The sequence below is a fragment of the Actinoplanes sp. NPDC024001 genome, from assembly GCF_040638955.1.
Lineage (GTDB): Bacteria > Actinomycetota > Actinomycetes > Mycobacteriales > Micromonosporaceae > Actinoplanes.
In genome coordinates this window covers 29,244-50,800 of the sequence record NZ_JBEZZB010000068.1, presented here as the reverse complement: position 1 = coordinate 50,800, position 21,557 = coordinate 29,244, and the positions used below count along the sequence as shown (strand labels likewise).

Below are 21,557 nucleotides of genomic sequence, written 5' to 3'. Positions count from 1 at the left end.
GAACCGGTGATGGCGTCGTGGTGCGCACCGAACACGAGCTGCCGCCACGCCCGGTCCAGCTGCGAGTGGGGATAGGCGGCCCCGTGCGCCGCCGCCTGTCCGTGCCGCGCGTCGCCGACCTGCCGCGGGGCGTCTCCGGCGACCCGGAGTTCCACGTCGGCGGCCGGGTGAGCGCCGAGTTCACCTTCTCCGCGGCGAAGGCGGCACAGACCGCGGCCGCCGCCGGCCAGACGCTGCCGGCGCCGCCCGCCGGGCTGGACGGCAGCCGCTTCCGGTTGACCGCCGGGCCGGGCGTCGCCGCGGCCTGGATGGAGGACCGGGGCATGCCGGCGCTGATCGTCGGGCGGGCGGTCTCCCCCACCGCGTACTCCTCCGGGGTGCCGTTCGCCACCGCCCGCGACTACCTGCTGTCGCTGTCCGGGCTGCCTGAGGACGTCGCGGCCCAGCTGCGCAGCTTCACCGGCGACGGCCGGACCCTGCCGGTGCACGTGATGGCCGAGGAGCTGACCAGCCGGCCCGCCGACGTCAACGGCACCCCGGCGACCGTGCTGACCAGCCGCGACGAGGTGCTCGCCGCGGTGGTCTGGGTGCAGGACGGCGTGATCACCGCGGTGGCCGGGCCGCTCAGCGACGACGAGGTGCTGACGGTCGCGCGGGGCCTGCGGTGACCGCCGCCGGCAAGTCGGCCGCTCCGACGGTCGTCACCCGGGGTGTGCGGTGACCGCCGTCGGCAAGCCGGCCGCCGAGGTGGTCGCCGGCCTGCCGCCGTCGGCCGCGGTGTGGTGTTCCGGCCTGCGCAAGCGCTACCGCAAACGCACCGCGGTGGACGGGGTCTCGTTCACCGTGGCGCGCGGCGAGGTGATGGGCCTGCTCGGCCCGAACGGCGCCGGCAAGACCACCGTCATCAAGATGCTGCTCGGCCTGGTCCGCCCGGACGCCGGCGAGGTGCTGCTGCTCGGGCGGCCGGCCCGCGACCCGGCCTCGCGCACCCACGTCGGCTACCTGCCAGAGCTGTTCCGCTATCAACCGTGGCTGACCGCCTCCGAGGTGCTGAACCTGCACGTACGGCTGGCCGGCGCCACCGTCGCGGACCGGCAGCGCCGCGAATGCCTCGGCCTGGTCGGCCTCGCCGACCGGGCCGGGGACCGCGTCGGCGGCTTCTCCAAAGGCATGCAGCAACGACTCGGCCTGGCCGTCGCGCTGGTGGCCGGCCCCCAGTTCGTCGTCCTCGACGAACCGACCAGCGCGCTCGACCCGCTCGGCCGCGCCGACGTCCGCGACCTGCTGCTCTCGCTGAAGGAGCGCGGCATCGCGGTACTGCTCAACTCGCACCTGCTCGGCGAGGTGGAACGAGTCTGCGACCGCGTGGTCATCCTGGACCGGGGCCGGGTGGCCGCCGAGGGCACGCTGCCCGAACTGCTCGGCCGCAGCGAGCTGCGGATGCGGCTCACCGACGTGAGCGCGCAGGCGCTGGCCCGGTTGTCCGCCGCCGGCGGCCTGCACCACAGCGGCGACGAGTACGCCGTCGCCCTCGACGACCTCACCGCGGTCCCGGAGCTGATCGCCGACCTGGTCGCCCTCGGCGTGCGGGTGCACGCCGTCGAACCGAGCCGGATCAGCCTGGAGGAACGGCTGCTCGACATCATCCGCGGGGAGCACTGATGATCATCCTGACCGTCGCCGCCCTGACCCTGCAGGAGGCCGCCCGCCGGCGGGTGCTGCGGTCGCTGGGCGTGCTGACCGTGGTGCTGCTGTCGCTGAGCGCCTGGGGCTTCTCCCGCATCGACGCCGAGTTCGGCGGCCTGACCAGCGGCGAGTCCAAACTGGCCGCGGCCATGGTGCTCAACCTGGTGATGTTCGGCCTGAGCCTGATCGCCGCGCTGGGCACCGCGTTCCTGGCCGGGCCCACGCTGTCCGGCGAGATCGAGTCGGGCATCGCCCTGGCCGTGCTGGGCCGCCCGGTGCACCGGGCGGCGGTGCTGCTCGGCAAGTGGCTGGGCCTGGTCGCGTTCGGCAGCGGTTTCGTGGCCGTGGCCGGTTTCGCCCAGCTGCTCATCGTGTGGTTCACCGTCGGGTACTGGCCGCCGCAGCCGGTGACCGGCCTGGCGCTGCTCGCGGCGCAGGCCACCACGCTGCTCACCCTGGGTCTGCTGCTGTCCACCGCGATCTCCCCGATGGCCTCGGGCATCGTGGCGGTCGGCCTGTTCGGCGCCACCTGGATCGCCGGGGTGGTCGGCAACCTGGGCGTCGCGCTGGGCAACGCCAGCGTCGAACGGGTGGGCACGGTCTCCCAGGTGCTGCTGCCCACCGACGGCCTGTGGCGCGGCGCCATGCGGGCGTTCCAGGATCCGACGCTGTTCGCGCAGTTCTCCGAGGCGTTCCAGGGGCACCCGTTCTTGAGCGTGGCGTCGCTGTCCGCGCCGTACCTGATGTGGGTGGTGGCCTGGGTCCTGCTGGTGCTGGCCATGGCCGGCCTGGCGTTCCAGCGCCGCGATCTGTGATCCGAGCCGGACCGTGGCCTGGGCCCCGCCGATCTCCCGCAGTCGCCTCAGCGGGTCCAGGCGCCACTTCTGAACCCGGGCCAGGTCGCAACCCGGACCCCGCCGCGGCCGGCCCGGCCATCCAACGCCGCGGCCTCTGAACCCGGGCCAGGTCGCACCCCGAACCGCCGCTGGTTCCTGGCGGGGGCGGCCCGGCGGGGTCCGGGCCGGCCGCGGCCTGGCCTGGCGCCGGATCTCAGCCCGGGAACATGTGGTCGGCGGTGATCCGCCCGCGCACGTCCAGGACGACGAACTCGACTCCGCCGCCGACGACCGCGCCGTCGCGGACGGCGTCCCAACGGAACATGACGGTGTTCTTGACCCGGCGTGCGGGGCCGGCCGCCCGGAACGTCATCCCTTGGGCGGCGACGAAGTCCCGGTAGGACGCCGTCACCCGCTGCTCGATGGCGTCGTGCCCGGCCGCCTCGAAGGTGGCGCCGGGGATGCCGAGCCGGTCCGCCGCCGCGCGGGCCTCCTCCGGCGGCTCCAGCAGATGGGTGCCGTCGACGGCCCACAACTCCTCGATGGTCCGGCGCCGCAGGCCGGCGTCGGGTTCGTTCCACAAACCGATGTAGCGCTCGGCAATACCCTCCGGATGCATCCGCACTCCCTCAGTAGAACGACTGGTCTATCGAATTAGATAGAACGGTTGGTCTATCCGTCAAGGGACATGGCAGACTCCGGTCGTGACCGAACGACCGGGACCCCGCGAACGCCTGCTCACCGCTGCCCGCGACCTCACCTACCGGCACGGTGTCCACGTCGGAGTGGACGCCATCCTGGAGGCCGCCGGTGTCGCCCGCCGCTCGCTCTACCAGCACTTCGGCGGCAAGGACGGACTGATCGTGGAGGTGCTGCGCGGCGATCTCAGTGCCGCCCGTTACCGGCAGGTCATGGACGCCGCCGGGACCGATCCGCGGGAGCGGCTGCTGGCCGTCTTCGACGAACTCGAGACGATCACCGAGCAGCCCGGCTTCCGCGGCTGCCGATACACCGCGGCGGAACTCGCCCTGGCGGACCCCGGGCACCCGGCCCACGGCGAGATCCGCGGTTACAAGGACGAGCTGCGCGAGATCTTCGCCGGCGAGCTCGCCAAGGCCGGCCACCCCGACCCGGACCTCGCCGCCGAGCAGTACCTGGTTCTGGTCGACGGTGTGCTGGCCCACGCCGTCACCCGGCCCGAGGCTCGCCCGGCCCGCGCCGCGAAGGGCCTCGCCGAGCTGATGCTCAACCTGGCAGGGACGCCGTCCAATCCGTCCCCACCACGCTGAGCAGTTTCAGCGCATCCGCGGTCGGGGTCTCCGGCCGGGCGCCATAGATGATCAGGCGCTGGCCGTGCCCGGCGACGTCGAGAACCTCGCACTCCAGCGTGAGGTCACCGACCACGGGATGATGCACCTGCTTGATCGTCGTGCCGCGCCGCACGCACACCTCCAGCTGCTCCCATCGCCGGACGAACTCCGGGCTGGCCGCGCGCAGCCGGGCGATCAGCTGCCGGATGCCCGGGTCACGCGGGAACTGGGCGGCGGCGGCGCGCAGGTCGGCGACGCACTCGGCGGCGAAGGCGGCGGACTGCGGGTTGGTGAGCGCCGCCGCCGAATGCTCGCCGGTGAACAGGTTCCAGATGATGTTGCGGCGGTCCGCCGGCCAGGTCGACGGGTCGCCGAGCAGGGCGGCGGCCATCCAGTTCCACGCGAGGATGTCGTATTTCACGTCGATCACATAGGCCGGGGTGTCGTCGAGCCGGTCGAGCAGGTGCAGGACACCGGCGGGCACGTCGCGGCTCGGGCCGGCCGGGGCGTCGGGCACCTCGCCGGCCAGGCGATAGAGATGGGCGCGCTCGTCGTCATAGAGCCGCAACGCCCGGGCCAGCGCCGACAGCACCTGCCGGGACGGCCGTGGGCCGCGCGCCTGCTCGAGGCGGGCGTAGTAGTCGACCGAGATGCCGGCCAGCCCGGCAACCTCCTCGCGGCGCAGGCCTGGCGTGCGGCGGCGGGCACCGGCGGTCAACCCGACGTCACCGGGCTGCACCCGGGCCCGGCGGTCGCGCAGAAACTCGGCCAACTGACGGCGATCCATGCCGACCATCCAACACCGGCGGGGCCACCGCCAACCAGGGACTGCCAGTCCGTGGTTCGGCCGGTCTCTCCTCACGGCGGCGCTGGCGGCGCAGGCTCGACGGCATGAGCGAACCGAAGATCGCCCTCGTCACGGGGGCCAACAAGGGCATCGGCTATGAGATCGCACGCGGTCTGGGCGCCACCGGCGCCACCGTGCTGATCGGGGCCAGGGACGCGGCTCGCGGCACGGCCGCCGCCGAGAAACTCGCCGCCGAGGGCATCACCGCGGTGCCGGTGGAGCTCGATGTCACCGACCCGGTGTCGGTGTCGGCCGCCGCGGCCCGCATCGGCCGGGAGTTCGGCCGGCTCGACATCCTCGTCAACAACGCCGGCATCCTGCTGGAGCGCGGTCAGGCGCCGAGCGCGGTGCCGGTCGAGATGCTGGAGCGCACCTTCGCCACCAACGTGTTCGCCGTGGTGGCGGTGACCAACGCCCTGCTGCCGCTGATCCGGCGCGCACCAGCCGGCCGGATCGTCAACATGTCCAGCGGGCTCGGCTCGCTCGGCATCACCAGCGATCCACAGGGGCCCTATGCGCAGTTCCCACTGCTGGCCTACAACGCGTCGAAAAGCGCGCTGAACGCGGTCACCGTGTCGTTCGCCAACGAGCTGCGCGCCACCCCGATCCGGGTAAACGCCGCCGATCCGGGCTACTGCGCGACCGACATGAACGGGCACGCCGGCCCGCGGAGCCCCGAGCAGGGCGCGATCGCCGCGATCCGGCTCGCCACCCTGCCGCCCGACGGGCCGACCGCGGGTTTCTTCAGCGAGGACGGCGCCGAGCCGTGGTGAGGAGTCAGTTCCAGGTGGGCAGCGGTTTCCCCGGGGTCTTGCTGCCGAGATATTGCAGGACCTTGCGGCAGTCCAGGTTGGGCGAGTTGTAGACGTTGCCCTGCAGCGTCTCCAGCAGCGGCTGGTCGCCGGCCAGCTGGTCGTCCTCGTTGTGGCAGGTGAGCCGGGCATCGACGGCGGACTGCGGGATCCGCATGACGTAACGGGTGTCGGCGTGCAGCACCGTCAGCCACTGCTCGGTCTCGGCGATCGGGTAACCGACGAACCGGCTCTCCGGGACCACCCGCAGCTGGTTGCGGTCCACGGTCATCCGCTGGGTCGAGGTCACCGCGCTCTCGCTGAGCAGGAAGGCCTGCGCGGAGACCCACGGCGCGTCCAGGCTGTGCATGAACTGGAAGGCCAGCGCGGCGGCACCCAGGTAGACCACGGAGAGCCCCTGCCAGCCGGCCAGGGCCTGGCGCCGCCGCCGGAACCGGCGGATCAGCATCTCGACGCAGAGGGCGGCCAGGACCACGGCGACCCCGCGGATCAGGTACTTGAAGGGAGACGCCAGCGCGGTCACCGCCACCACGATGATGATCAGTGGCCACAGTGCGGGCTGAACCCGGCTGCGGTAGCGGACGGCGAACCACATCGTGCCGAGCGCCACCGCCGGCAGCACGTAGTAGGCGTAGATCGTCACCGTGCCGAGGGCGACCTGCACCGGCGTCGCGGCCAGCAGCGCTGTCGTGGTGGTCAGCGAGTAACGCGCCACGCCGTAGATCTTGATGAGGAACAGGAGGAGGAGCAGCGCTGATCCGACGGCCAGCACCTCACGGGTGCTGATCCGGCCGGGCGTTTCCGGCCCCGGCTCGGCCTGCGGCTGAGCCTGCCCGCCCTGCGGCTGAGCGTGCCCGGCCTGCCCGGCCTGCGGTTGAGCTGGCGGTGTCTGCTCGGGCTGTTCGGCCTGCGATTGAGCTGGCGGTGTCTGTTGGGGCTGTTCAGCCGGCGGCTGAACCGGCCGGGGCTGCTCGGTCTGCCGGGGCTGCTCGGTCTGCCGGGGCTGCTCGGCCGGCAGGGTCGGCTCGCCGTGCGAGCCGGTCAGTCGATGGGGACGGGAACGCCTTCTCGGTTGCGCCATCGCCGTAGCCCTTCGCCTGTGAGCCCGGTTCCGCAGGCCTCAGCGTAAGCACCGGGCGCCAATGTTTCGACCCGCCTCCGCCGAGCGACGTGCTTTGCGACCGCGACGACTCGGCACCCGGAAGGGCGCCTTCACGATGCGGACAAGTTGAGTCGGGCTGGGCTGCGGTGCGCTGAGCTGGGCCGGGCAGTGCGGTGCGGTGCAGTGCAGTGCAGTGCAGGCTGGCTTGCGCCGAACTGGGCGAGGCAGGCCGGGCAGGGCCAGGCCGAGGCCGGGCCGGGGTAGGGCCGGGCAGGTGTTGGTGTTGGTGTTGGTGGGACGTTGCGCGCGGCTGGGAGCATGAGCGGCATGAATCCGGAGCAGCACGCCACGCGGGCAGCGGAACTGGTTGCCGAGGCTGAGCAGTTGTACGCCGATCTCCGGCACGACGTCGAGGCGGGCGGCAAGGTCGACCAGGCGGTCTGGGGTTTCCTCGACACCACCGTCCGGCTCGGGCAATTGCATGCCACCCTCGCGCTGCGGCAGCCAGCGGCGGCAAACGAGGCCACCGAGTAGAGGCGGCCAGCGAGTAAGGCAGCTAGCGAGGCCAGCGAGCGAGGGCAGCCGGCGAGGCCGCCCGGGTGGGGCGGTCAGACGATGGCGTGGCCGTAGCGTTTTGCCAGCGCGGCCAGGTTCGGTTCGCCGTATCGGGCGCGCAGGGCGGCGAAGCGGTCCACGTTGTCCGCGCCGAACCGGGCGACGCGGCGGGCGTACGAGTCGGCGGAGACGAACGCGGGCGGGCTGGACTTGGAGTGGAACTTGTCCGCGTACATGACCAGGTGTTCCTCGTCGGTCTCGGCGACGTAGTCGCCGGCCGGCAGCGGAAGGCCCTGCCGGAGCACGTCGTCGCGGGTCAGGCCCACGCCGGTGTGGTGCGAGCAGAACCGGACCAGCTCCTCCGGCAGGCCGAGCTCGCGCAGCAACTCCTCGCCCAGCACCCCGTGCCGGATGTAGTGGTCGCTCTCCCGCAGCCGGTAGACGCCGATGTCGTGCAGCAGGCAGCCGGCCCGGACCAGTTCCAGGTCGCCGTCGGTGAACAACTCCTCGGCCACCGCGCAGACGATCTCGCAGTGCGTGTGGACCAGCTCGAACGCCGCGCGGCTGGGCGCGAACCGCTCGTGCCAGGCGCGGATCTGCCGGTCGGTCGGGATGCCCATCCGGACATGATCCACTAGTGGACACCCGGGCGTCACACGCGATCCAGGCGAACGTCAGCTGTGCCGCCTACAACCGGCTCATGACAACGAAGAGGACCGATACCGTGGACCGTCGCCGGCTGATCGCCAGTGTCGCCGCGGTCGCCGGCGCCGCCGCGCTGGCGCAGACCCCCGCCGACTCCGCCGCGGCCGCGCCGGCTCTGCCCGGCAGCAAGTACCCGTTCACGCTCGGCGTCGCCTCCGGGGATCCGACGCCGAGCGGGGTGGTGCTGTGGACGCGCCTGGCGCCCGAGCCGTTCGCCGCCGGCGGGGACATGCCCGCGGTGCCGGTGCCGGTGCGCTGGCAGGTCGCCCGGGACGAACGGTTCCGCAGGGTGGTGCGCGAAGGCGTCGCCTGGGCGCTGCCCGAGCTGGGCCACAGCGTGCACGTCGAGGTGAACGGTCTCGCCCCGGACGGCGAGTGGTTCTACCGGTTCGCCTACCGCGACCAGCGCTCGCCGCTGGGCCGGACCCGCACCGCGCCCGCCCGGTTCGCCGCCGGCGGCGCGCTGGACCTGGCCGTGGTCTCCTGCCAGGCCTGGGGCGACGGCTACTACCCGTCCTACGCCCACATCGCCCGTGACGACGTCGACCTGGTGCTGCACCTGGGCGACTACGTCTACGAGGGCGGCATCTCCGCGACCGGCGGCTACCGCAACGTGGCCGTGCCGGAGTCCGCGCGGCCCGCCCCGGTCTCCCTGGACCAGTGGCGGATCCGGTACGCGCTCTACAAGTCCGACCCCGACCTGCAGGCCGCGCACGCCCGGGTGCCGTTCGCGGTGACCTGGGACGACCACGAGGTGGTCAACGACTACGCGGGCACCTCGCAGGAGCACAACCCGGACATCTCCGCGCTGCGCGCCGCCGCCTACCAGGCCTGGTACGAGCACCAGCCGGTCCGCGCCCCGGCCCGGCCGACCGGTGCCGGACCGCGGATCTACCGGCGGCTGCACTGGGGCCGCCTGGCCCAGCTGGACATCGTGGACGGCCGCCAGTACCGGACCGCGCCGGCCTGTTCGTGGGGTGAGGGCGACGCCTGCGCCGCCCAGTACGACCCGCAGGCCACGATGCTCGGCGCCGCCCAGGAGAAGTGGCTCTACGCCGGCCTGGCCGCCTCGACTGCCCGCTGGAACATCCTCGGCAGCAACGTCATGGTGGCCCGCCTCGACCACGACGGCGACGCCGGGCAGCGGCTGTGGCACGACGCCTGGGACGGCTATCCGGCGGCGCGCAACCGTTTGACCCGGGCGTGGACCGGCCATCGGGTGAGCAACCCGGTGGTGCTGACCGGCGACTGGCATTCCACGTTCGTCAACGACATCCACGCCGACTTCGACCGGCCCGGCGGCCGGCATGCTCAGCGATCGTCCACCCGTTACGCCGTTCCAACGGCGCGAGCAGCCCCCGCATATAGGCGAACGCCAACCGACGTGGCTCCACCCGCGAAAACCGGCCCGCGATCACCGCGAACAGATCATCCAGACCCGACTGCCACTCCGCGAGCACCTCGCCACCCAGCATGACCAGTCAACGATCCACCGCAGCTCACGTCGCAACACCGGGTTGCAGTATTAAGGCCGGCGCTAGTCATCCCGCACCTCCAGAGCGAGCCCGATGACGAGTGGGCACGGCTGGTGCTCGGCCGGCTTGGCGGTGTCAACCGCGGACGTCGGGTCGGTTTCATGGTCTGTTGCTTGACCCTCGACCTGGTTGAGGGTCAAAGCTCTGTCCCGGGTTGGACGACGTGCCGCCCTGCGCGTCGCGGGACCGCTGACCAGAGGAAGAGCTATGACCGATGTCGTGATGGAAGAGATCCGCAAGGCCCAGGAGCTGAACGTCGCAGGCGACAGGGCCGGTGCCCGCGCCACCTTGGAGCGCTTGTGGGGGACCACCGAAGACCCCCTTCACCGGTGCACCATCGCCCATTACCTCGCTGACCTGCAGGACTCGGTGGAAGACGAGCTGCGGTGGGACGAACTCGCGCTCGCGGCGTTCACGGATCTCACCGACGAGCGGACCCGCGCTTTTGACGATTCGTGGCGGGCGCGTGCCTTCCTGCCTTCTTTGCACCTCAATCTGGCCGACGTCCACCGCCGGGCCGGACACGAGAAGCAGGCGCGGCACTTCCTGGGCGAGGCCACCGGTGCGCTCGACGAACTCCCGGCGGATGACTACGGCGCCATGATCCGCGACGCCCTCAACAGGGTCCAAGAGGCAATCGAGGCCGGCTCGACCGCACCCTTGGTGCCGACGACGTAGGCGCGCCGGACCGGCGATGATGCTTGGTGGTGCTGGCGCGGCTGGTGCGTAGCGGTCCAGAAGCCTGTGGCAGTTGCGGACGTTCCTGTCGGAGGGTCGTGCCAGAATCCCGCCCATGCCCGAGATCGTCACCGCGGCGCTGGTTCGCGAAGGTCAGGTCCTGCTCGTCCACCGCAGTCCGAATCGCCATGTCTACCCGGACGTGTGGGATCTGCCCGGCGGACACATCGACGCAGGCGAGACAGAACTGGCTGCGCTCGCCAGGGAGATGCGCGAGGAACTCGGCGTGCGGATAACAACAGGGACGGCAATCCACCTGGTTCGGCTGGAGGTCGGCCGCGGAGAGCAGTCCGTGCGCATCAGCGCCTGGCTTGTCGACGACTGGGACGGGACACCGGCAAACGTCGCTCCCCAGGAACATGACGAGATTCGCTGGTTCCGGCCTGAGGAGTTGCCGCCGCTCGTCCACGAACCCGTACGCACGGCGTTGCTGGAAGCGATGCGGGGCGCCCGCGCCTGAGCTTGAACGCGGGCGGCGTTCGGACTGCCGTCAGCGTGACGTTCACACGGACGGCAGAGACAGAGATCAGCCGATCAGCGTTCACGCCGGCTGCGAGAACAGGTGGCGAGACAGCCACGGGGATTTCAGCCGGCCTGAGCGACCGGGAGCGGGTCGGCGAGCAGGCCGGCGAAGCCGAGGTCGGCGGCGCCGATCAGGGTGGCGTCGTCGGCCAGGCCGGACAGGCGCAGCCTGGCCCGCTCCCGCGACACCGGCATGGCGTGCTGGGCGATGCGGGCCGCCACCTGCGGCGCCGCGCCGGTGTAGACGTCACGCAGCATGCCCCCGAAGATCACCACGCCGGGGTTGAACAGGTTGATCAGGTTGGCGACGCCGATGCCCAGCCAGTCGCCGATCTCCGCGACCGCGGCCGCCGCTCTGGGGTCTCCGGCGGCCGCGTCGCGGACCACGGCGCGCACCGCGTCCCGGCCGATCGGCCCGTCGCCGCGGCCGGCGGCGGCCAGCAGCGCGTACTCCCCCGTCTCGGCCTCCAGGCAACCGGCCGAACCGCACAGGCAGGGCCGGCCGTCGACCGGGTTGACCAGCATGTGCCCGACCTCGGCGGCGTAGCCGCTCTCGCCGCCGAGCGGTTTGCCGCCGACCAGGATGCCGCCGCCGACGCCGACGTCGCCGTGCAGGTAGATCAGGTCGGGTGAGCCGACGCCGGCGCCGCGTTCGAACTCGGCGCGGGCGCCCAGGTGGGCCTCGTTGCCGACGGCGACTCGCAGGCCCAGGCCGAGCGCCTGCTCCAGTTCGGCGCCGAACGCCTGGTCGACCCAGCCCAGCTCCGGGCCGTAGCGGACCATGCCGTCGCCGGGGCGGACCATGCCGCAGTAGGAGGCGCCCACCCCGACGCAGGTCGTGCCGGGCGGCATCGCCTCGATCAGCTCGCGGCCGAGGGCGGCCAGGTTGCCGACGACGGTGTCCAGGTCGACGCCGGCGCGCGGACGTACCGTCTCGCGCCGGTCCAGGACCGGCCCGCCCAGCCCGACCCGCGCGGCGACGAGCCGGTCCACCGCGACGTCGAAGGCGAGCACGCACACCCGCTCCGACTGCGGCCGCACCAGCAGCGAGGGGCGGCCGGCGCCGGTGGTCGCGGCGGGATGCTCCTCACGGACCAGGCCGGCGGCGGCCAGCTCGGCGGTCAGGGCCAGGACGGTGCTGCGGTTGACGCCCATCCGCTCGGCCAGCGCGGCACGCGTCAGGGGCCCGCTCACGTGCACGTGGTGCAGCAGGGTTCCGAGCGTGGATCGGTGCGTTCCCATGACGCTCCCAACCTAGGGGGTGGGGCCAGCCCTACCACTATCCGGGGTGGTCGCTGGATGGGAACGCATCCAGCGTCCTCATAGGTTCTCCTCATGCGACGATTCGCCCGTTGGGGCCTTGCCAGCGCACTGACCATGACCGTGATCGCCGGGAGCGCGATCCCGGCGGCCGCCACGAGCCGCCCGCTGCAGACCGCGGCTGACGACCTGCACCGGCTGGGGATCACCGGGGTGCAGGCGCTCGCCCGCGTCGACGGCGTCACCACGAGCGCCCGGGCCGGCTTCGCCGACCTCGAGCGCGGCACGCCGGTGCCGCGCGACGGCTACTTCCGGATGGGCAGCAACACCAAGACGTACGTCGCCGTCGTCGTCCTGCAGCTCGTCGGGGAGGGACGGCTCTCGCTCGACGACACGGTGGACCGGTGGCTGCCCGGCGTGGTCACGGGCAACGGCAACGACGGGCGCCGGATCACCGTCCGCCAGGTGCTGCAGCACACCAGCGGGATCTACAACTACACCAACGACATCGCGGCGCTGGGCTCGAAGGAGGGCTACCTGGGGCACCGGTTCGACCACTACGAACCGGAGGAGCTGGTCGCCCTCGCGATGAAGCACGAGCCCGGTTTCGCGCCCGGCACGGGCTGGGACTACTCGAACACCAACTACATCCTGGCCGGCATGATCATCGAGGCGGTGACCGGCCGCTCCTGGGACCGCGAGGTGCGCTCGCGCATCCTGCGGCCGCTGGGCCTGCACCGTACGTCGGCGCCCGGCGACCGCCCCACCGTGCCGAACCCGCACGCCAAGGGCTACCAGCAGTGGGAGCCGGGTGGCGAGCTGACCGACACCACGATGTGGAACACCACCGCGGCCGGCGCAGCCGGCAACCTGATCACCACGCCCACCGACCTGGCCCGGTTCTGGCAGGCGCTGCAGCGCGGCAAGCTGCTCAAGCCGCGGCAGATGAAGCAGCTGCACGAGACCGTGCTGGCCGAGACGTTCCAGGACTTCATGCCCGGGGCCCGCTACGGCCTGGGCATCATGTTCATCCCGAACGACTGCGGCGGTTACTGGTCGCACGGCGGTGACGTGCCCGGGATGAGCACCGCCAACGGCGTCAGCCCGGACGGTGACCGGGTGGCGGTGCTGTCGCTGACCACCCAGCTCGCCGACGAGAAGGCCGCCTTCGCCGTGCACCAGCGCGCCATGAAGGCCGTCGACGACGTGATCTGCGCGCCGGTCAGGTGATGGCGAGCACGACGCCGTCGCCGTGGGAAGCCGCGGCCCGGTAGAACTCGCGCAGTTGCTCGAAGCGGGGGGCGAGGAAGTCGTCGAAGACTTCCTCGCCCTCGTCCCACACTTCGGGGTAGATCTCGGCGGTGGTCATCGCCGCCGGGTCGAACCGTTCGCGCAGCGCGGCCGGGTCGATCGCGGCCAGCGCGGCGCTGATCGACCGCACCGCCTCCGGGCCGAGGACGCGGGGCGGGCCGTAACCGCCGTCCTCGCCCACCTCCTCGCCGCCGAGGATCGCCGCGCCGGCGCCCGGGCCGATCTCCCAGGCCGTGCCGGTCAGCAGGTAGTGCAGCCCGTGCCAGGACTTGTCCAGATCGAGTTCCGGCTCGGGCATCTCGGCGTCGTCGTCGTCCAGGTCGCCGAAGAGCAGCGTCTCGACGACGGACGGGTCGTCCAACGCCTCTTGCAGCCGGGCGGCGGACAGCCGGTGCCCGATCAGTTCCATCCCCACGGGCGCTCACCCTAGCGCCTACCGCTGCGCCGGGTAGCCCAGGTCGGCGCAGCCGGCTTCCTCCGGCAGCAGCGGCCGGACCAGTACCGCGATGTCGTGGGTCCCGGTACGGGCGTTCCACCAGCGGGAGTCCTGACCGGTGATGCGGGCCAGCTCCTGGATCTCCGCCGCCTCCGCGCCGTGGTGGATCGTGCACAGGCCGAGTACCGTCCGTTCGCCCTGCGCCGGGTCCCGGTACGGCCAGGGCCGCGGCACGGGCGGGTCGGACGCGCCGAGCCCGCCGGCCGTCAGGACCGCGACCCGGTCCGGCCGGTACTCGCCGGCGGTGATCCGGGCGGGCGCCACCACGTGTCGTTGAAGCTCCTCGCGAAGCTCGGTGAGCCGCAGCCGCTGCCCGGTGTCGTCGTGGCGGCCCAGCGAGATCGCGGTGGTGGTCCGCAGGCGCTCGCCGGCCCGCAGTTCGGCGACGAGCAGGGTGCCGTCGGTGGTCGTCGCCGGCTCGCGCAGATGCCGCGGGCGGGCCAGCCCGGCCGCGTGCGCGAGCCGGTAGACCTGCCGGTAGTCGCGCGGATCGAGGGTGAACTCGTGGCCCCGCAGCAGCGAACCGTCCCACCCGGCGCCGACGATCACCCGGCCACCGCCGTAGAGGCTGAACTCGGGCAGTTCGGCCCGTTCGGCCGGGCCGGTCATGCTCTCCCACAGGTGCAGCTGGAGCACCAGGGTGCCGGGGTCGGAGGGCGGCTCACCGCCGGCACGTGGCGGCGCGGATCCGGCCGAGAGGGTCAGCACGCACGCGGCGGCGAGGGCAACCGGCCATCCCGTTGATCGCATCCGGCTATGACGCCGGGCCGGACCGCGTGGTTCCGGGTCACTCCTCGCGGTGTTTCACGCTGATCCGCAGGTCGAGCTCGGCGATCGTGAGGGCCTGCCGGAACTCCGGCGAGAGGGCGGGGCCGGGACGGGTGCGCTCGACCCGCCCGCCGGTGTGCAGCCGCAGCCGGACCGTGTCGGGGGTGGCGCCACCGGTGTAGACCGTGCGGAACACGTCGACGCGCCGCACGTCGCGGGTCTGGATCGTCGTGGTGCTGCCGTCCGGCCGGATCAGGGTGATGGTGCCGCCGGCCACCCGGACCTCGACGGCGGCTCGCCGGTCGGCCGCGACGGCGGCCAGCGCGTAGGCCCCGGCGACCGGGACCAGCAGCAGCGACAGCCAGAAGGCCGGGATCAGCTCGCCGGCAACGCCGGAGCCGCAGAAGATGAGCGCCGCCGGAACCAGGGACGCGATCAGGATCTGGCCGCCCCGGCGCCACGCGTAGCCGGGGTCGTCGCTCGTGGCGAGCCAGACCACGGGTTCCTCGTTCTTCACCGCGACATCATGACCATCACCGTCAACAGCGGTGCATCCGGGGCTGGTCAGGCGACGAGAGCCCAGCCGTGGAACGGGCGGCGCACCACATAGAGCTCGTCGATCAGCTCGCGGGCCCAGCGCATGCGTGGCACCGCGGTCTCGGGATGGTCGCCGTATTCAGCGGCGACCTCGCCGGCGCATCCCCGCACGCCGCCGTGGGCGCGCACCGCGAGGCGGATCGCCGCGTCGACGACGTCGTGGGCCGGCCGGCTACCGGTGGCGAGCGGGCTGGTGAACAGTGCCTCGGCGCGGGCCGCGGTCAGCATCGTGGTCTCGGTCGTCATCGTGATCGCCTCCTGTGCGATGTCCTCGACGGTTATGACCCTCCGACTCTCTGAGACTCATCGCACAAATTAGACCTGGGGTACGACACTTTTCACGAGGCACTGTCACCCCTAACCAGCACTTCATCCACCCCTAATCCGAGCAGGTTGCCGCGTACCTTCTCCAGCAGGCCGGTCAGGTCGGCCCGCTGGCCGGCGTCCATGCCGGCGGTGGCGGTCTCGGCCAGGGCCTGCCAGGCCGCCTCGATCCGCGGGATCGCCGCGGCGCCCTTCCCGGTCAGCCGGACCCGGCTCGCCCGGCGGTCGCCCGGCACCGCCTCGCGCACGAACCACTCGCCGCCGGCGAGCCGGCTGAGGCTGCGGGTCACGGTCGGCTGCTCCACCCCGAGGCGCCCGGCGAGTTCGCTGATCAGCATGCCGTCCGGCTGCCGGCCGAGGTGCCACAGCAGCACGTCCTGGCCCGCGTGCAGGCCCAGCTCGCTCAGCGACGCGGCCTGCGCGGCGCGGTAGAGCCGGGCCACCTTGACCAGGGCGCGGTTGGTGGCCAGGGCTTCCTCGAATTCCACCCCGGCAGTCTACGGGTGTTGACCGAGGCCGCCCGAGAGATGCATAGTCGGCTAATAGTTAGCCGACTAAGGAGTGCGTGTGGAGACAGAACTGGCCGGCCGGACCGCACTGGTGACCGGCGCCTCGGGCGCCATCGGCAGCGCGATCGCCCGGCACCTGGCCGCCGAGGGCGCCACCGTCGTGGTCGCCTGGCACACCAACGAGCGCGCCGCCGCCGACCTGGTCACGGCCATTACCGAGCGCGGTGGCAGCGCCCGGGCGGTGCGCCTGGACCAGAACGATCCGGCCGACGCCCGCCGGGCGGTGGCGGCGGCCGGCCCGGTCACCGTCCTGGTGGCGAACGCGGTGCGGTGGCCGTCCTTCGACGACGACGAGATCGCCGGCCTCGCGGCGTCGCTGGCCGCCAACACCGTCGACCCGGCCGCGCTGATCGACGCCGCGCTGCCCGGGATGCGGGCCGCCGGCTGGGGGCGGATCGTGATCGTCTCCACCGACATCGTGGAGCAGCCGATGGGCGGACCGCTCGCCTACCCGGCCGCCAAGGGCGCGATGGAGACCGCCGCGCGGGTGCTGGCCGTCCGCGAGGCGCGGCACGGGATCCTGACCAACGTGGTCCGCCCGGGTTTCACGCTCACCGACCGGGCGCTGACCGCGCCGTTCCTCGGCCCGAAGGCGGTCGCCGAGGAGTCGGCGAAGACACCGACCGGGCGCATCTGCACACCCGACGACGTCGCCTCCGCGGTCACCTACCTGGCCTCCGCGGCCAACGGCCACGTCAACGGCCAGGTTCTCTCCGTGGCCGGCGGCCGCGAACTGGTCCGCTAGGTGAGCAGGGCGACCAGGTCGGCGACCGCACCGCGGGCGCCGACCACCGCCAGCAGGTCGCCGCAGCGCAGCACGAACCCCGGGGCCGGGCCGACGATGACCTCGCCGTCGCGCACCACCGCGACGATCGACACCCCGGTACGGCTGCGGGCTCGCGTCTCCCCCAACGGCCGCCCGTCGAACGGTGACCCGGCCGGCAGCCGGACACGGGCCGCGATCACCCCGGTGAGCTCCTGCTCCAGTTCGGCGAGACGGTCCACGGTCACCGTGGCGGAGAGCAGGTCGGCCACCCGGTGGGCCTCGTCCGCCTCCAGAACGAGCAGGCAGATCGCCCGTTCACCGTCCTCCGGGTCGTAGAGCACGATCTCGCGCCGCCCGTCGAGGTGGCAGACGACGCCGGCCCGCTGGCTCGCCCGGGTGGTGATGGCGTGGGCGACTCCGACACCCGGCAGGACGGTGCGTTCGACGGTCATGCTCTCCAGGCTGGCGGATGGCGGGCGCGCCGACCATCCGGGCCGGCACCCATTTCACACCGTGACGGCGGGGATCTTCGCGGTCAGCGACCAGTCGTGGCTGATGTCGGCGGCGGTCCGCAGCAGCTTCGGCAGGTGCTCCTCGACCAGGGTCTCGACGGTGGTCTCGGCGGCGTGCACGGTCACGTTCACCGCGGCGACGACGCGGCCCTCCCCGTCGCGTACCCCGGTGGCGACGGACCGGATGCCCGGCGCCAGATCCTGGTCGGCGAGCGCCCAGCCCTTCGCCCGGACCTCTCGCAACGCGGTTTCGAGCTCGGCGGCCGAAGGCTGCCAGCGCGGGGTGATGCCGGACCGGGACGGTTCGGCGAGCACGCCGGCGACCGCTGCCGGCGGCAGCGCCGCCAGCAGGACCTTGCCCATCGAGGTCGGCGGCGCGGGAAAGCGCGTGCCGATGCTCACCCCGAGCGTCACGATCTTCGGTACGGCCACGCGCGCCACGTAGACGATGTCGGAGCCGTCGAGCTGCGCCATGGAGGTGGACTCGTTGGTCTGGGCGACCAGTCTCTCCATGTGCGGGCGGGCGACCTCCCACATGGTCAGCGAGTGCACGTAGGCCATGCCCAGGTCCAGCACCCGCGGGGTGAGGGCGTAGCCGCGGCCGTCGGCGCGCACGTAACCGAGCTGCTCCAGGGTGATCAGGATGCGGCGCACGGTGGGCCGGGCCAGCCCGGTGCCCGCCGCCAGCTCGCTGAGCGTCAGCGCCGGGCTGCCCGACCGGAAGGAGCGCAGGACGTCGAGACCCCGGGCGAGGGCCTCGATGAAGTCGGGACCCGCGCCCCTCGTGTCGGTCATGACGTGCCAGCTTTCGGCATGCCCTCCTGGCCCTCGCCTGCGAGGTCGTCCGCAGGTGCGGCTGAGTGCCGCTCGGTGCAGTCGGTCATACCCCTAATGCTTCCATTGCGCCGATCCGGCGTCGTATTCGGTGTACTGGTAGGGGTTCTCCAGCACGCTGGTCTCCGGGATGTCCGGGTTCATGCCGCGCTGCCAGGCTTCCTCGCCGAGGGTCTCGCGCAGGTGGTCGACGGTGGCGGCCACCTTGGCGCGGGCCGCGGCGAGGTCGACGCCGAGCAGCCGGCCCTCGTGCTTGACCAGGCGCCCGCCGACCAGCACGGTGTGCACGTCACCGCGCTGGGCCTGGTAGACGACGTGGCCGTAGGGGTTGAGGATCGGTGACATCGCCGGCGACGCGTCGTTCTTGATCAGCACGATGTCGGCCCTACGGCCGGGGGTCAGGGCGCCGACCTGGGAGTCCATGCCGAGCGCTCGCGCGCCGCCCCGGGTGCCCCACTCGACGACCTGCTCGGCGCGCAGCTTGTGGTGGGTGACGGTCTCCTGCCGGCCGTGCGCCTCGAGGTGCTCGCGGACCCGGTCGGCGCTGAGCGTGGTGCGCATCGCGGTGAACAGATCGCCGCTCCACCACACGCTGGTGTCCATCGACAGCGACACCGGGATGCCGTAGTCGCGCAGCTGGAAGGTGGGCGGGTAGCCCTGCCCGGCGCTCTGCTCGCTCTCGGTGGAGACCGAGACCGAGCCGCCGGTGGCGGCGATCCGGTGGTACGAGTCGGCGCCCAGCGTGGCCGCGTGCACGTAGACGGTGCCCGGGGCCATGAAGCCGTTCTCGTACATCAGCCGGATGCCCTCGTCGTTGGTGGCGCCCCACACCCCGGCGTGGGTGGTGACCGAGACGCCCAGTTCGCGCGCCACCTCGAAGGCGGCCTTCTCCGGGAACGCCGGGTCGCCGGTCACGTCGAAGGCCAGCTGGAAGCCGGCCAGCTTCCCGCCGTCGACGCGCCGCCGGTAGAAGTCGTGGAAGGCCTCCGAGGTGGACCACTCCCACGGCCCCTGCTGGATGTTGCCGTAGGCGAGGACGAAGCGTCCCGGCACCGATTCCAGGGCGTCGACCGCCGCGTCGGCGTGGTCGGCGCTCTGCAGGCCGTGCGACCAGTCCACGCTGGTGGTGACCCCGGCGTCGATCGCCTCGATGGCCGACAGCAGGTTGCCGGCGTGGACGTCCTCGGGCCGGAACAGCTTGCCGGACTCCAGGTAGTACCAGACGAAGTACTGGGTGAGCGTCCAGTCGGCGCCGTAGCCGCGCATCGCGGTCTGCCACATGTGCCGATGGGTGTCGATCATGCCGGGCATCACGATCCCGCCGGACGCGTCGATCTCCAGCGCGTCGCCGGGCGCGTCGAGGCGGTGCCCGACCTCCACGATCCGGTCGCCGGCGACCAGCACGTCACCGCCGGGCAGGACCGTGTGTGAATCGTCCATGGTGAGAACCAGACCGTTGCGCAGCAGCACCGGCCGGTCGTTAGCGCTCATCGTCTCCCCCTCTCGGACGGCTGTCCGCTGTCCGGGCAGGCCGTTGACACGTGAGCATCATGCGCGCAGTCTGGGTCGGCGGACAAGTGTCCGTAGAACGGTCGGTGATGATGACGCAGCAACACCCACCACTGGACGGACTGCTCGTCGCGGACTTCTCCCGGATCCTCGCCGGTCCGTACGCGACGATGCTGCTGGCCGATCTCGGCGCCCAGGTGGTCAAGGTGGAGGGTCCGTCCGGGGACGACACCCGCACCTGGATGCCGCCGGTCCGCGACGGCGTCTCCACGTACTACCTCGGGATCAACCGCAACAAGCGGTCGATCGCCCTGGACCTGAAGGACCCGGACGACCGGGCCGCCGCCCAGGAGCTCGCCCGCCGCGCCGACGTAATGATCGAGAACTTCAAACCGGCCGGGCTGGCCCGGTTCGGGCTCGACTACGACACCGTCGCCGCCGGCAACGAGCGGGTCGTCTACGCCAGCATCACCGGCTTCGGCGCCGGCGCGGGCGCCGACCTGCCGGGGTACGACCTGATGGTCCAGGCCATCTCCGGGCTGATGAGCCTCACCGGGGACGCGGACGGCCCCGCCTACCGCGCGGGGATCTCCGTCTTCGACGTGATGACCGGCATGCACGCCGTCATCGGCATCCTCTCCGCCCTGCACCACCGCGACCGGACCGGCCGCGGCCAGCAGGTCCAGGTCAACCTGCTGTCGTCGGCGCTGTCCGGGCTGGTCAACCACTCCGGCGGATACGTCGCCTCGGGCACCGTGCCCTACCGGATGGGCAACGCGCACCCGAGCCTGTTCCCCTACGAGCCGCTGCCCGTCGCCGACGGCGAGCTGATCGTGATCGCCGGCAACGACGGCCAGTTCCGCCGGCTCTGCCAGGTCCTCGGGCTGCCCGGCCTGCCGGAGGATCCGCGGTTCGGCCGCAACCAGGACCGCACCGCCAACCGCGAACAGCTGCGGCCTCTGCTGGTGGACCGCCTGCGCGAGCGCACCCGCGACGAGTGGTTCCGCGAACTGACCGCCGCCGGGGTGCCGTGCGCGCCGATCAACACCATCGACGGCGGGTTCGGGCTCGCCGAGGAGCTGGGCCTGAACCCGGTGGTGACCACCGGCGGGGTGCCCGGCGTCCGCAACCCGATCACCTTCTCCGAAACCCCGGCGCGCTACGAGCTGCCGCCGCCGGGGCTGGACGAGCACGGCGAGGAGATCCGCGCGTGGCTGAGGAACTGAGCTTCCCCACCGGTCTGGGCACCTCGGACGCGACCACGATCTCCCTGCTCGGGCACGACCTGGCCGGTGACCTGATGGGCCGGGTCGGCTTCGGGGAGCTGGCGTTCTGGCTGGTCGCCCGGCGGCGGCCGAGTCCCGGCGAGACCCGGGTGTTCGAGGCCGTCCTGGTCGCGCTCGCGGACCACGGATTCACCCCGACGGCGATCGCCGCGCGCCTGACGTACCTCTCGGCGCCGGAAGCCCTGCAGGGCGCGCTGGCGGCCGGCCTGCTGGGGGGTGGATCGCGGTTTCTCGGGGTGACCGAGGACTGCGCCCGGTTCCTCAGCGAGGCGCTCGACGACGCCGAACCGGGCGAGAGCTGCGACGAGATCGCGCTGCGAGCGGTCAAGGCCACCCGTCGGGTGCCCGGCCTGGGCCATCCCGTCCACAAGGAACAGGATCCGCGGACACCGGTGCTGATCCGGATCGCCAAGGAGGAGGGGTGTTACGGGCGGCACCTGGAACTCTTCGAGGCGGTCGGCCGCGTACACCCGAAGAAGCTGCCGCTCAACGGCGCCGGCGTCTGCGGCGCCGCCCTCGCCGACCTGGGCCTGCCGGTGGATCTGCTGCGCGGTTTCGCGCTGCTGGCCCGCGCCGCGGGCCTGCTCGGGCACCTCGCCGAGGAACGCCGCCATCCGGTCGGCATGGACGTCTACCGCACCGTCGACCGCAACGCCGTCTACGAACCCTAAGGATCG

General features: G+C 72.4%; 24 protein-coding genes and 3 pseudogenes. 13 read left to right on the top strand and 14 right to left on the bottom strand.

Annotated features, from left to right (window positions below):
- The 3 genes and pseudogenes from AB0F81_RS25715 to AB0F81_RS25705 all read left to right on the top strand — a co-directional run.
- Positions 1-668: pseudogene (locus AB0F81_RS25715) on the top strand (hypothetical protein); the annotation flags it as partial.
- A gap of 49 nt (positions 669-717) precedes the next feature.
- Positions 718-1,662 (top strand): ABC transporter ATP-binding protein, encoded by a 945-nt coding sequence (locus AB0F81_RS25710; RefSeq protein ID WP_360201178.1) that lies wholly within the window; start codon positions 718-720, stop codon positions 1,660-1,662.
- Entirely contained in the window at positions 1,662-2,501 is an 840-nt protein-coding gene (locus AB0F81_RS25705; RefSeq protein WP_360201176.1) for an ABC transporter permease, read from the top strand. The genes AB0F81_RS25710 and AB0F81_RS25705 overlap by 1 nt, the downstream gene beginning before the upstream one ends.
- A 235-nt stretch (positions 2,502-2,736) precedes the next feature.
- Here AB0F81_RS25705 and AB0F81_RS25700 read toward each other — a convergent pair whose 3' ends face one another.
- Positions 2,737-3,141: a hypothetical protein gene (locus tag AB0F81_RS25700; protein WP_360201174.1), complete on the bottom strand. Its 405-nt coding sequence runs from the start codon at positions 3,139-3,141 to the stop codon at positions 2,737-2,739.
- An 85-nt stretch (positions 3,142-3,226) separates the two neighbouring features.
- On the opposite strand from AB0F81_RS25700, the gene AB0F81_RS25695 reads away from it, so the two are divergent.
- Positions 3,227-3,811 (top strand): TetR/AcrR family transcriptional regulator, encoded by a 585-nt coding sequence (locus AB0F81_RS25695; RefSeq protein WP_360201172.1) that lies wholly within the window; start codon positions 3,227-3,229, stop codon positions 3,809-3,811.
- Here AB0F81_RS25695 and AB0F81_RS25690 read toward each other — a convergent pair.
- A complete protein-coding gene (locus AB0F81_RS25690; protein ID WP_360201170.1) occupies positions 3,768-4,619 on the bottom strand; it encodes a helix-turn-helix transcriptional regulator in 852 nt (283 codons plus the stop codon). The genes AB0F81_RS25695 and AB0F81_RS25690 overlap by 44 nt on opposite strands.
- 104 nt (positions 4,620-4,723) lie before the next feature.
- On the opposite strand from AB0F81_RS25690, the gene AB0F81_RS25685 reads away from it, so the two are divergent.
- The gene (locus AB0F81_RS25685; protein WP_360201169.1) at positions 4,724-5,452 is read left to right on the top strand and encodes an SDR family oxidoreductase; all 729 of its coding nucleotides are present in this window, start codon (positions 4,724-4,726) and stop codon (positions 5,450-5,452) included.
- Positions 5,453-5,456: 4 nt separating this feature from the next.
- Here AB0F81_RS25685 and AB0F81_RS25680 read toward each other — a convergent pair whose 3' ends face one another.
- On the bottom strand, positions 5,457-6,572 hold the full coding sequence (locus AB0F81_RS25680) for a hypothetical protein (protein ID WP_360201167.1): 1,116 nt from the start codon (positions 6,570-6,572) through the stop codon (positions 5,457-5,459).
- Between the two features lie 348 nt (positions 6,573-6,920).
- Here AB0F81_RS25680 and AB0F81_RS25675 point away from each other — a divergent pair, with 348 nt between their 5' ends.
- Positions 6,921-7,127: a hypothetical protein gene (locus tag AB0F81_RS25675; protein WP_360201165.1), complete on the top strand. Its 207-nt coding sequence runs from the start codon at positions 6,921-6,923 to the stop codon at positions 7,125-7,127.
- A 74-nt stretch (positions 7,128-7,201) separates the two neighbouring features.
- Here the strand turns inward: AB0F81_RS25675 and AB0F81_RS25670 are convergent, their stop codons facing one another.
- Positions 7,202-7,768 (bottom strand): HDIG domain-containing metalloprotein, encoded by a 567-nt coding sequence (locus AB0F81_RS25670; RefSeq protein ID WP_360201164.1) that lies wholly within the window; start codon positions 7,766-7,768, stop codon positions 7,202-7,204.
- A gap of 80 nt (positions 7,769-7,848) precedes the next feature.
- On the opposite strand from AB0F81_RS25670, the pseudogene AB0F81_RS25665 reads away from it, so the two are divergent.
- Positions 7,849-9,099: pseudogene (locus AB0F81_RS25665) on the top strand (alkaline phosphatase D family protein); the annotation flags it as partial.
- Positions 9,100-9,154: 55 nt separating this feature from the next.
- Here the strand turns inward: AB0F81_RS25665 and AB0F81_RS25660 are convergent.
- Positions 9,155-9,328, bottom strand: a pseudogene (locus AB0F81_RS25660) (IS701 family transposase); the annotation flags it as partial.
- A 267-nt stretch (positions 9,329-9,595) separates the two neighbouring features.
- On the opposite strand from AB0F81_RS25660, the gene AB0F81_RS25655 reads away from it, so the two are divergent.
- Entirely contained in the window at positions 9,596-10,066 is a 471-nt protein-coding gene (locus AB0F81_RS25655) for a hypothetical protein (RefSeq protein ID WP_360201162.1), read from the top strand.
- Positions 10,067-10,181: 115 nt separating this feature from the next.
- Positions 10,182-10,586, top strand: coding sequence for an NUDIX domain-containing protein (locus AB0F81_RS25650; RefSeq protein WP_360201160.1), 405 nt, complete (start codon positions 10,182-10,184; stop codon positions 10,584-10,586).
- Between the two features lie 125 nt (positions 10,587-10,711).
- Here the strand turns inward: AB0F81_RS25650 and AB0F81_RS25645 are convergent, their stop codons facing one another.
- Positions 10,712-11,890: an ROK family protein gene (locus tag AB0F81_RS25645; RefSeq protein ID WP_360201158.1), complete on the bottom strand. Its 1,179-nt coding sequence runs from the start codon at positions 11,888-11,890 to the stop codon at positions 10,712-10,714.
- Between the two features lie 93 nt (positions 11,891-11,983).
- Here AB0F81_RS25645 and AB0F81_RS25640 point away from each other — a divergent pair, with 93 nt between their 5' ends.
- On the top strand, positions 11,984-13,138 hold the full coding sequence (locus AB0F81_RS25640; RefSeq protein ID WP_360201156.1) for a serine hydrolase domain-containing protein: 1,155 nt from the start codon (positions 11,984-11,986) through the stop codon (positions 13,136-13,138).
- Here the strand turns inward: AB0F81_RS25640 and AB0F81_RS25635 are convergent.
- The 5 genes from AB0F81_RS25635 to AB0F81_RS25615 all read right to left on the bottom strand — a co-directional run bounded on the left by AB0F81_RS25635 (position 13,131) and on the right by AB0F81_RS25615 (position 15,892).
- Positions 13,131-13,628: a YfbM family protein gene (locus AB0F81_RS25635; RefSeq protein WP_360201179.1), complete on the bottom strand. Its 498-nt coding sequence runs from the start codon at positions 13,626-13,628 to the stop codon at positions 13,131-13,133. The genes AB0F81_RS25640 and AB0F81_RS25635 overlap by 8 nt on opposite strands.
- Before the next feature lie 24 nt (positions 13,629-13,652).
- Positions 13,653-14,465 carry a hypothetical protein gene (locus tag AB0F81_RS25630; protein WP_360201154.1) on the bottom strand — a complete coding sequence of 271 codons (813 nt, stop codon included), beginning with the start codon at positions 14,463-14,465 and terminating at the stop codon, positions 13,653-13,655.
- A gap of 37 nt (positions 14,466-14,502) precedes the next feature.
- A complete protein-coding gene (locus tag AB0F81_RS25625) occupies positions 14,503-15,000 on the bottom strand; it encodes a hypothetical protein (RefSeq protein ID WP_360201152.1) in 498 nt (165 codons plus the stop codon).
- Between the two features lie 47 nt (positions 15,001-15,047).
- The gene (locus AB0F81_RS25620; protein WP_360201151.1) at positions 15,048-15,326 is read right to left on the bottom strand and encodes a hypothetical protein; all 279 of its coding nucleotides are present in this window, start codon (positions 15,324-15,326) and stop codon (positions 15,048-15,050) included.
- A 92-nt stretch (positions 15,327-15,418) separates the two neighbouring features.
- Positions 15,419-15,892, bottom strand: coding sequence for a MarR family winged helix-turn-helix transcriptional regulator (locus AB0F81_RS25615; protein WP_360201149.1), 474 nt, complete (start codon positions 15,890-15,892; stop codon positions 15,419-15,421).
- A gap of 79 nt (positions 15,893-15,971) precedes the next feature.
- Between AB0F81_RS25615 and AB0F81_RS25610 the strand changes: the two genes are divergently transcribed.
- The gene (locus tag AB0F81_RS25610) at positions 15,972-16,718 is read left to right on the top strand and encodes an SDR family oxidoreductase (RefSeq protein ID WP_360201147.1); all 747 of its coding nucleotides are present in this window, start codon (positions 15,972-15,974) and stop codon (positions 16,716-16,718) included.
- Here the strand turns inward: AB0F81_RS25610 and AB0F81_RS25605 are convergent.
- From AB0F81_RS25605 to AB0F81_RS25595, 3 genes are all read right to left on the bottom strand, one after another.
- Entirely contained in the window at positions 16,715-17,191 is a 477-nt protein-coding gene (locus tag AB0F81_RS25605) for a TrkA C-terminal domain-containing protein (RefSeq protein ID WP_360201145.1), read from the bottom strand. The genes AB0F81_RS25610 and AB0F81_RS25605 overlap by 4 nt on opposite strands.
- Positions 17,192-17,245: 54 nt before the next feature.
- Positions 17,246-18,046, bottom strand: a complete 801-nt coding sequence (locus tag AB0F81_RS25600; RefSeq protein WP_360201143.1) for an IclR family transcriptional regulator C-terminal domain-containing protein — start codon at positions 18,044-18,046, stop codon at positions 17,246-17,248.
- A 93-nt stretch (positions 18,047-18,139) separates the two neighbouring features.
- Positions 18,140-19,576 carry an amidohydrolase family protein gene (locus AB0F81_RS25595; protein ID WP_360201141.1) on the bottom strand — a complete coding sequence of 479 codons (1,437 nt, stop codon included), beginning with the start codon at positions 19,574-19,576 and terminating at the stop codon, positions 18,140-18,142.
- A 107-nt stretch (positions 19,577-19,683) separates the two neighbouring features.
- Between AB0F81_RS25595 and AB0F81_RS25590 the strand changes: the two genes are divergently transcribed.
- Both AB0F81_RS25590 and AB0F81_RS25585 read left to right on the top strand, forming a co-directional pair.
- Positions 19,684-20,820 carry a CoA transferase gene (locus tag AB0F81_RS25590; RefSeq protein WP_360201139.1) on the top strand — a complete coding sequence of 379 codons (1,137 nt, stop codon included), beginning with the start codon at positions 19,684-19,686 and terminating at the stop codon, positions 20,818-20,820.
- Entirely contained in the window at positions 20,805-21,551 is a 747-nt protein-coding gene (locus AB0F81_RS25585; RefSeq protein WP_360201137.1) for a citryl-CoA lyase, read from the top strand. The genes AB0F81_RS25590 and AB0F81_RS25585 overlap by 16 nt, the downstream gene beginning before the upstream one ends.
- The last annotated feature ends 6 nt before the right edge of the window (positions 21,552-21,557 follow it).

Coding starts and splice junctions, on each gene's coding strand:
- AB0F81_RS25705 (WP_360201176.1), top strand. CDS start 1,662: ATGATCATCCTGACCGTCGCCGCCCTGACCCTGCAGGAGGCCGCCCGC.
- AB0F81_RS25700 (WP_360201174.1), bottom strand. CDS start 3,141: ATGCATCCGGAGGGTATTGCCGAGCGCTACATCGGTTTGTGGAACGAA.
- AB0F81_RS25690 (WP_360201170.1), bottom strand. CDS start 4,619: ATGGATCGCCGTCAGTTGGCCGAGTTTCTGCGCGACCGCCGGGCCCGG.
- AB0F81_RS25685 (WP_360201169.1), top strand. CDS start 4,724: ATGAGCGAACCGAAGATCGCCCTCGTCACGGGGGCCAACAAGGGCATC.
- AB0F81_RS25680 (WP_360201167.1), bottom strand. CDS start 6,572: ATGGCGCAACCGAGAAGGCGTTCCCGTCCCCATCGACTGACCGGCTCG.
- AB0F81_RS25675 (WP_360201165.1), top strand. CDS start 6,921: ATGAATCCGGAGCAGCACGCCACGCGGGCAGCGGAACTGGTTGCCGAG.
- AB0F81_RS25670 (WP_360201164.1), bottom strand. CDS start 7,768: ATGGGCATCCCGACCGACCGGCAGATCCGCGCCTGGCACGAGCGGTTC.
- AB0F81_RS25655 (WP_360201162.1), top strand. CDS start 9,596: ATGACCGATGTCGTGATGGAAGAGATCCGCAAGGCCCAGGAGCTGAAC.
- AB0F81_RS25650 (WP_360201160.1), top strand. CDS start 10,182: ATGCCCGAGATCGTCACCGCGGCGCTGGTTCGCGAAGGTCAGGTCCTG.
- AB0F81_RS25645 (WP_360201158.1), bottom strand. CDS start 11,890: ATGGGAACGCACCGATCCACGCTCGGAACCCTGCTGCACCACGTGCAC.
- AB0F81_RS25640 (WP_360201156.1), top strand. CDS start 11,984: ATGCGACGATTCGCCCGTTGGGGCCTTGCCAGCGCACTGACCATGACC.
- AB0F81_RS25635 (WP_360201179.1), bottom strand. CDS start 13,628: ATGGAACTGATCGGGCACCGGCTGTCCGCCGCCCGGCTGCAAGAGGCG.
- AB0F81_RS25630 (WP_360201154.1), bottom strand. CDS start 14,465: ATGCGATCAACGGGATGGCCGGTTGCCCTCGCCGCCGCGTGCGTGCTG.
- AB0F81_RS25620 (WP_360201151.1), bottom strand. CDS start 15,326: ATGACGACCGAGACCACGATGCTGACCGCGGCCCGCGCCGAGGCACTG.
- AB0F81_RS25605 (WP_360201145.1), bottom strand. CDS start 17,191: ATGACCGTCGAACGCACCGTCCTGCCGGGTGTCGGAGTCGCCCACGCC.
- AB0F81_RS25600 (WP_360201143.1), bottom strand. CDS start 18,046: ATGACCGACACGAGGGGCGCGGGTCCCGACTTCATCGAGGCCCTCGCC.
- AB0F81_RS25595 (WP_360201141.1), bottom strand. CDS start 19,576: ATGAGCGCTAACGACCGGCCGGTGCTGCTGCGCAACGGTCTGGTTCTC.
- AB0F81_RS25590 (WP_360201139.1), top strand. CDS start 19,684: ATGATGACGCAGCAACACCCACCACTGGACGGACTGCTCGTCGCGGAC.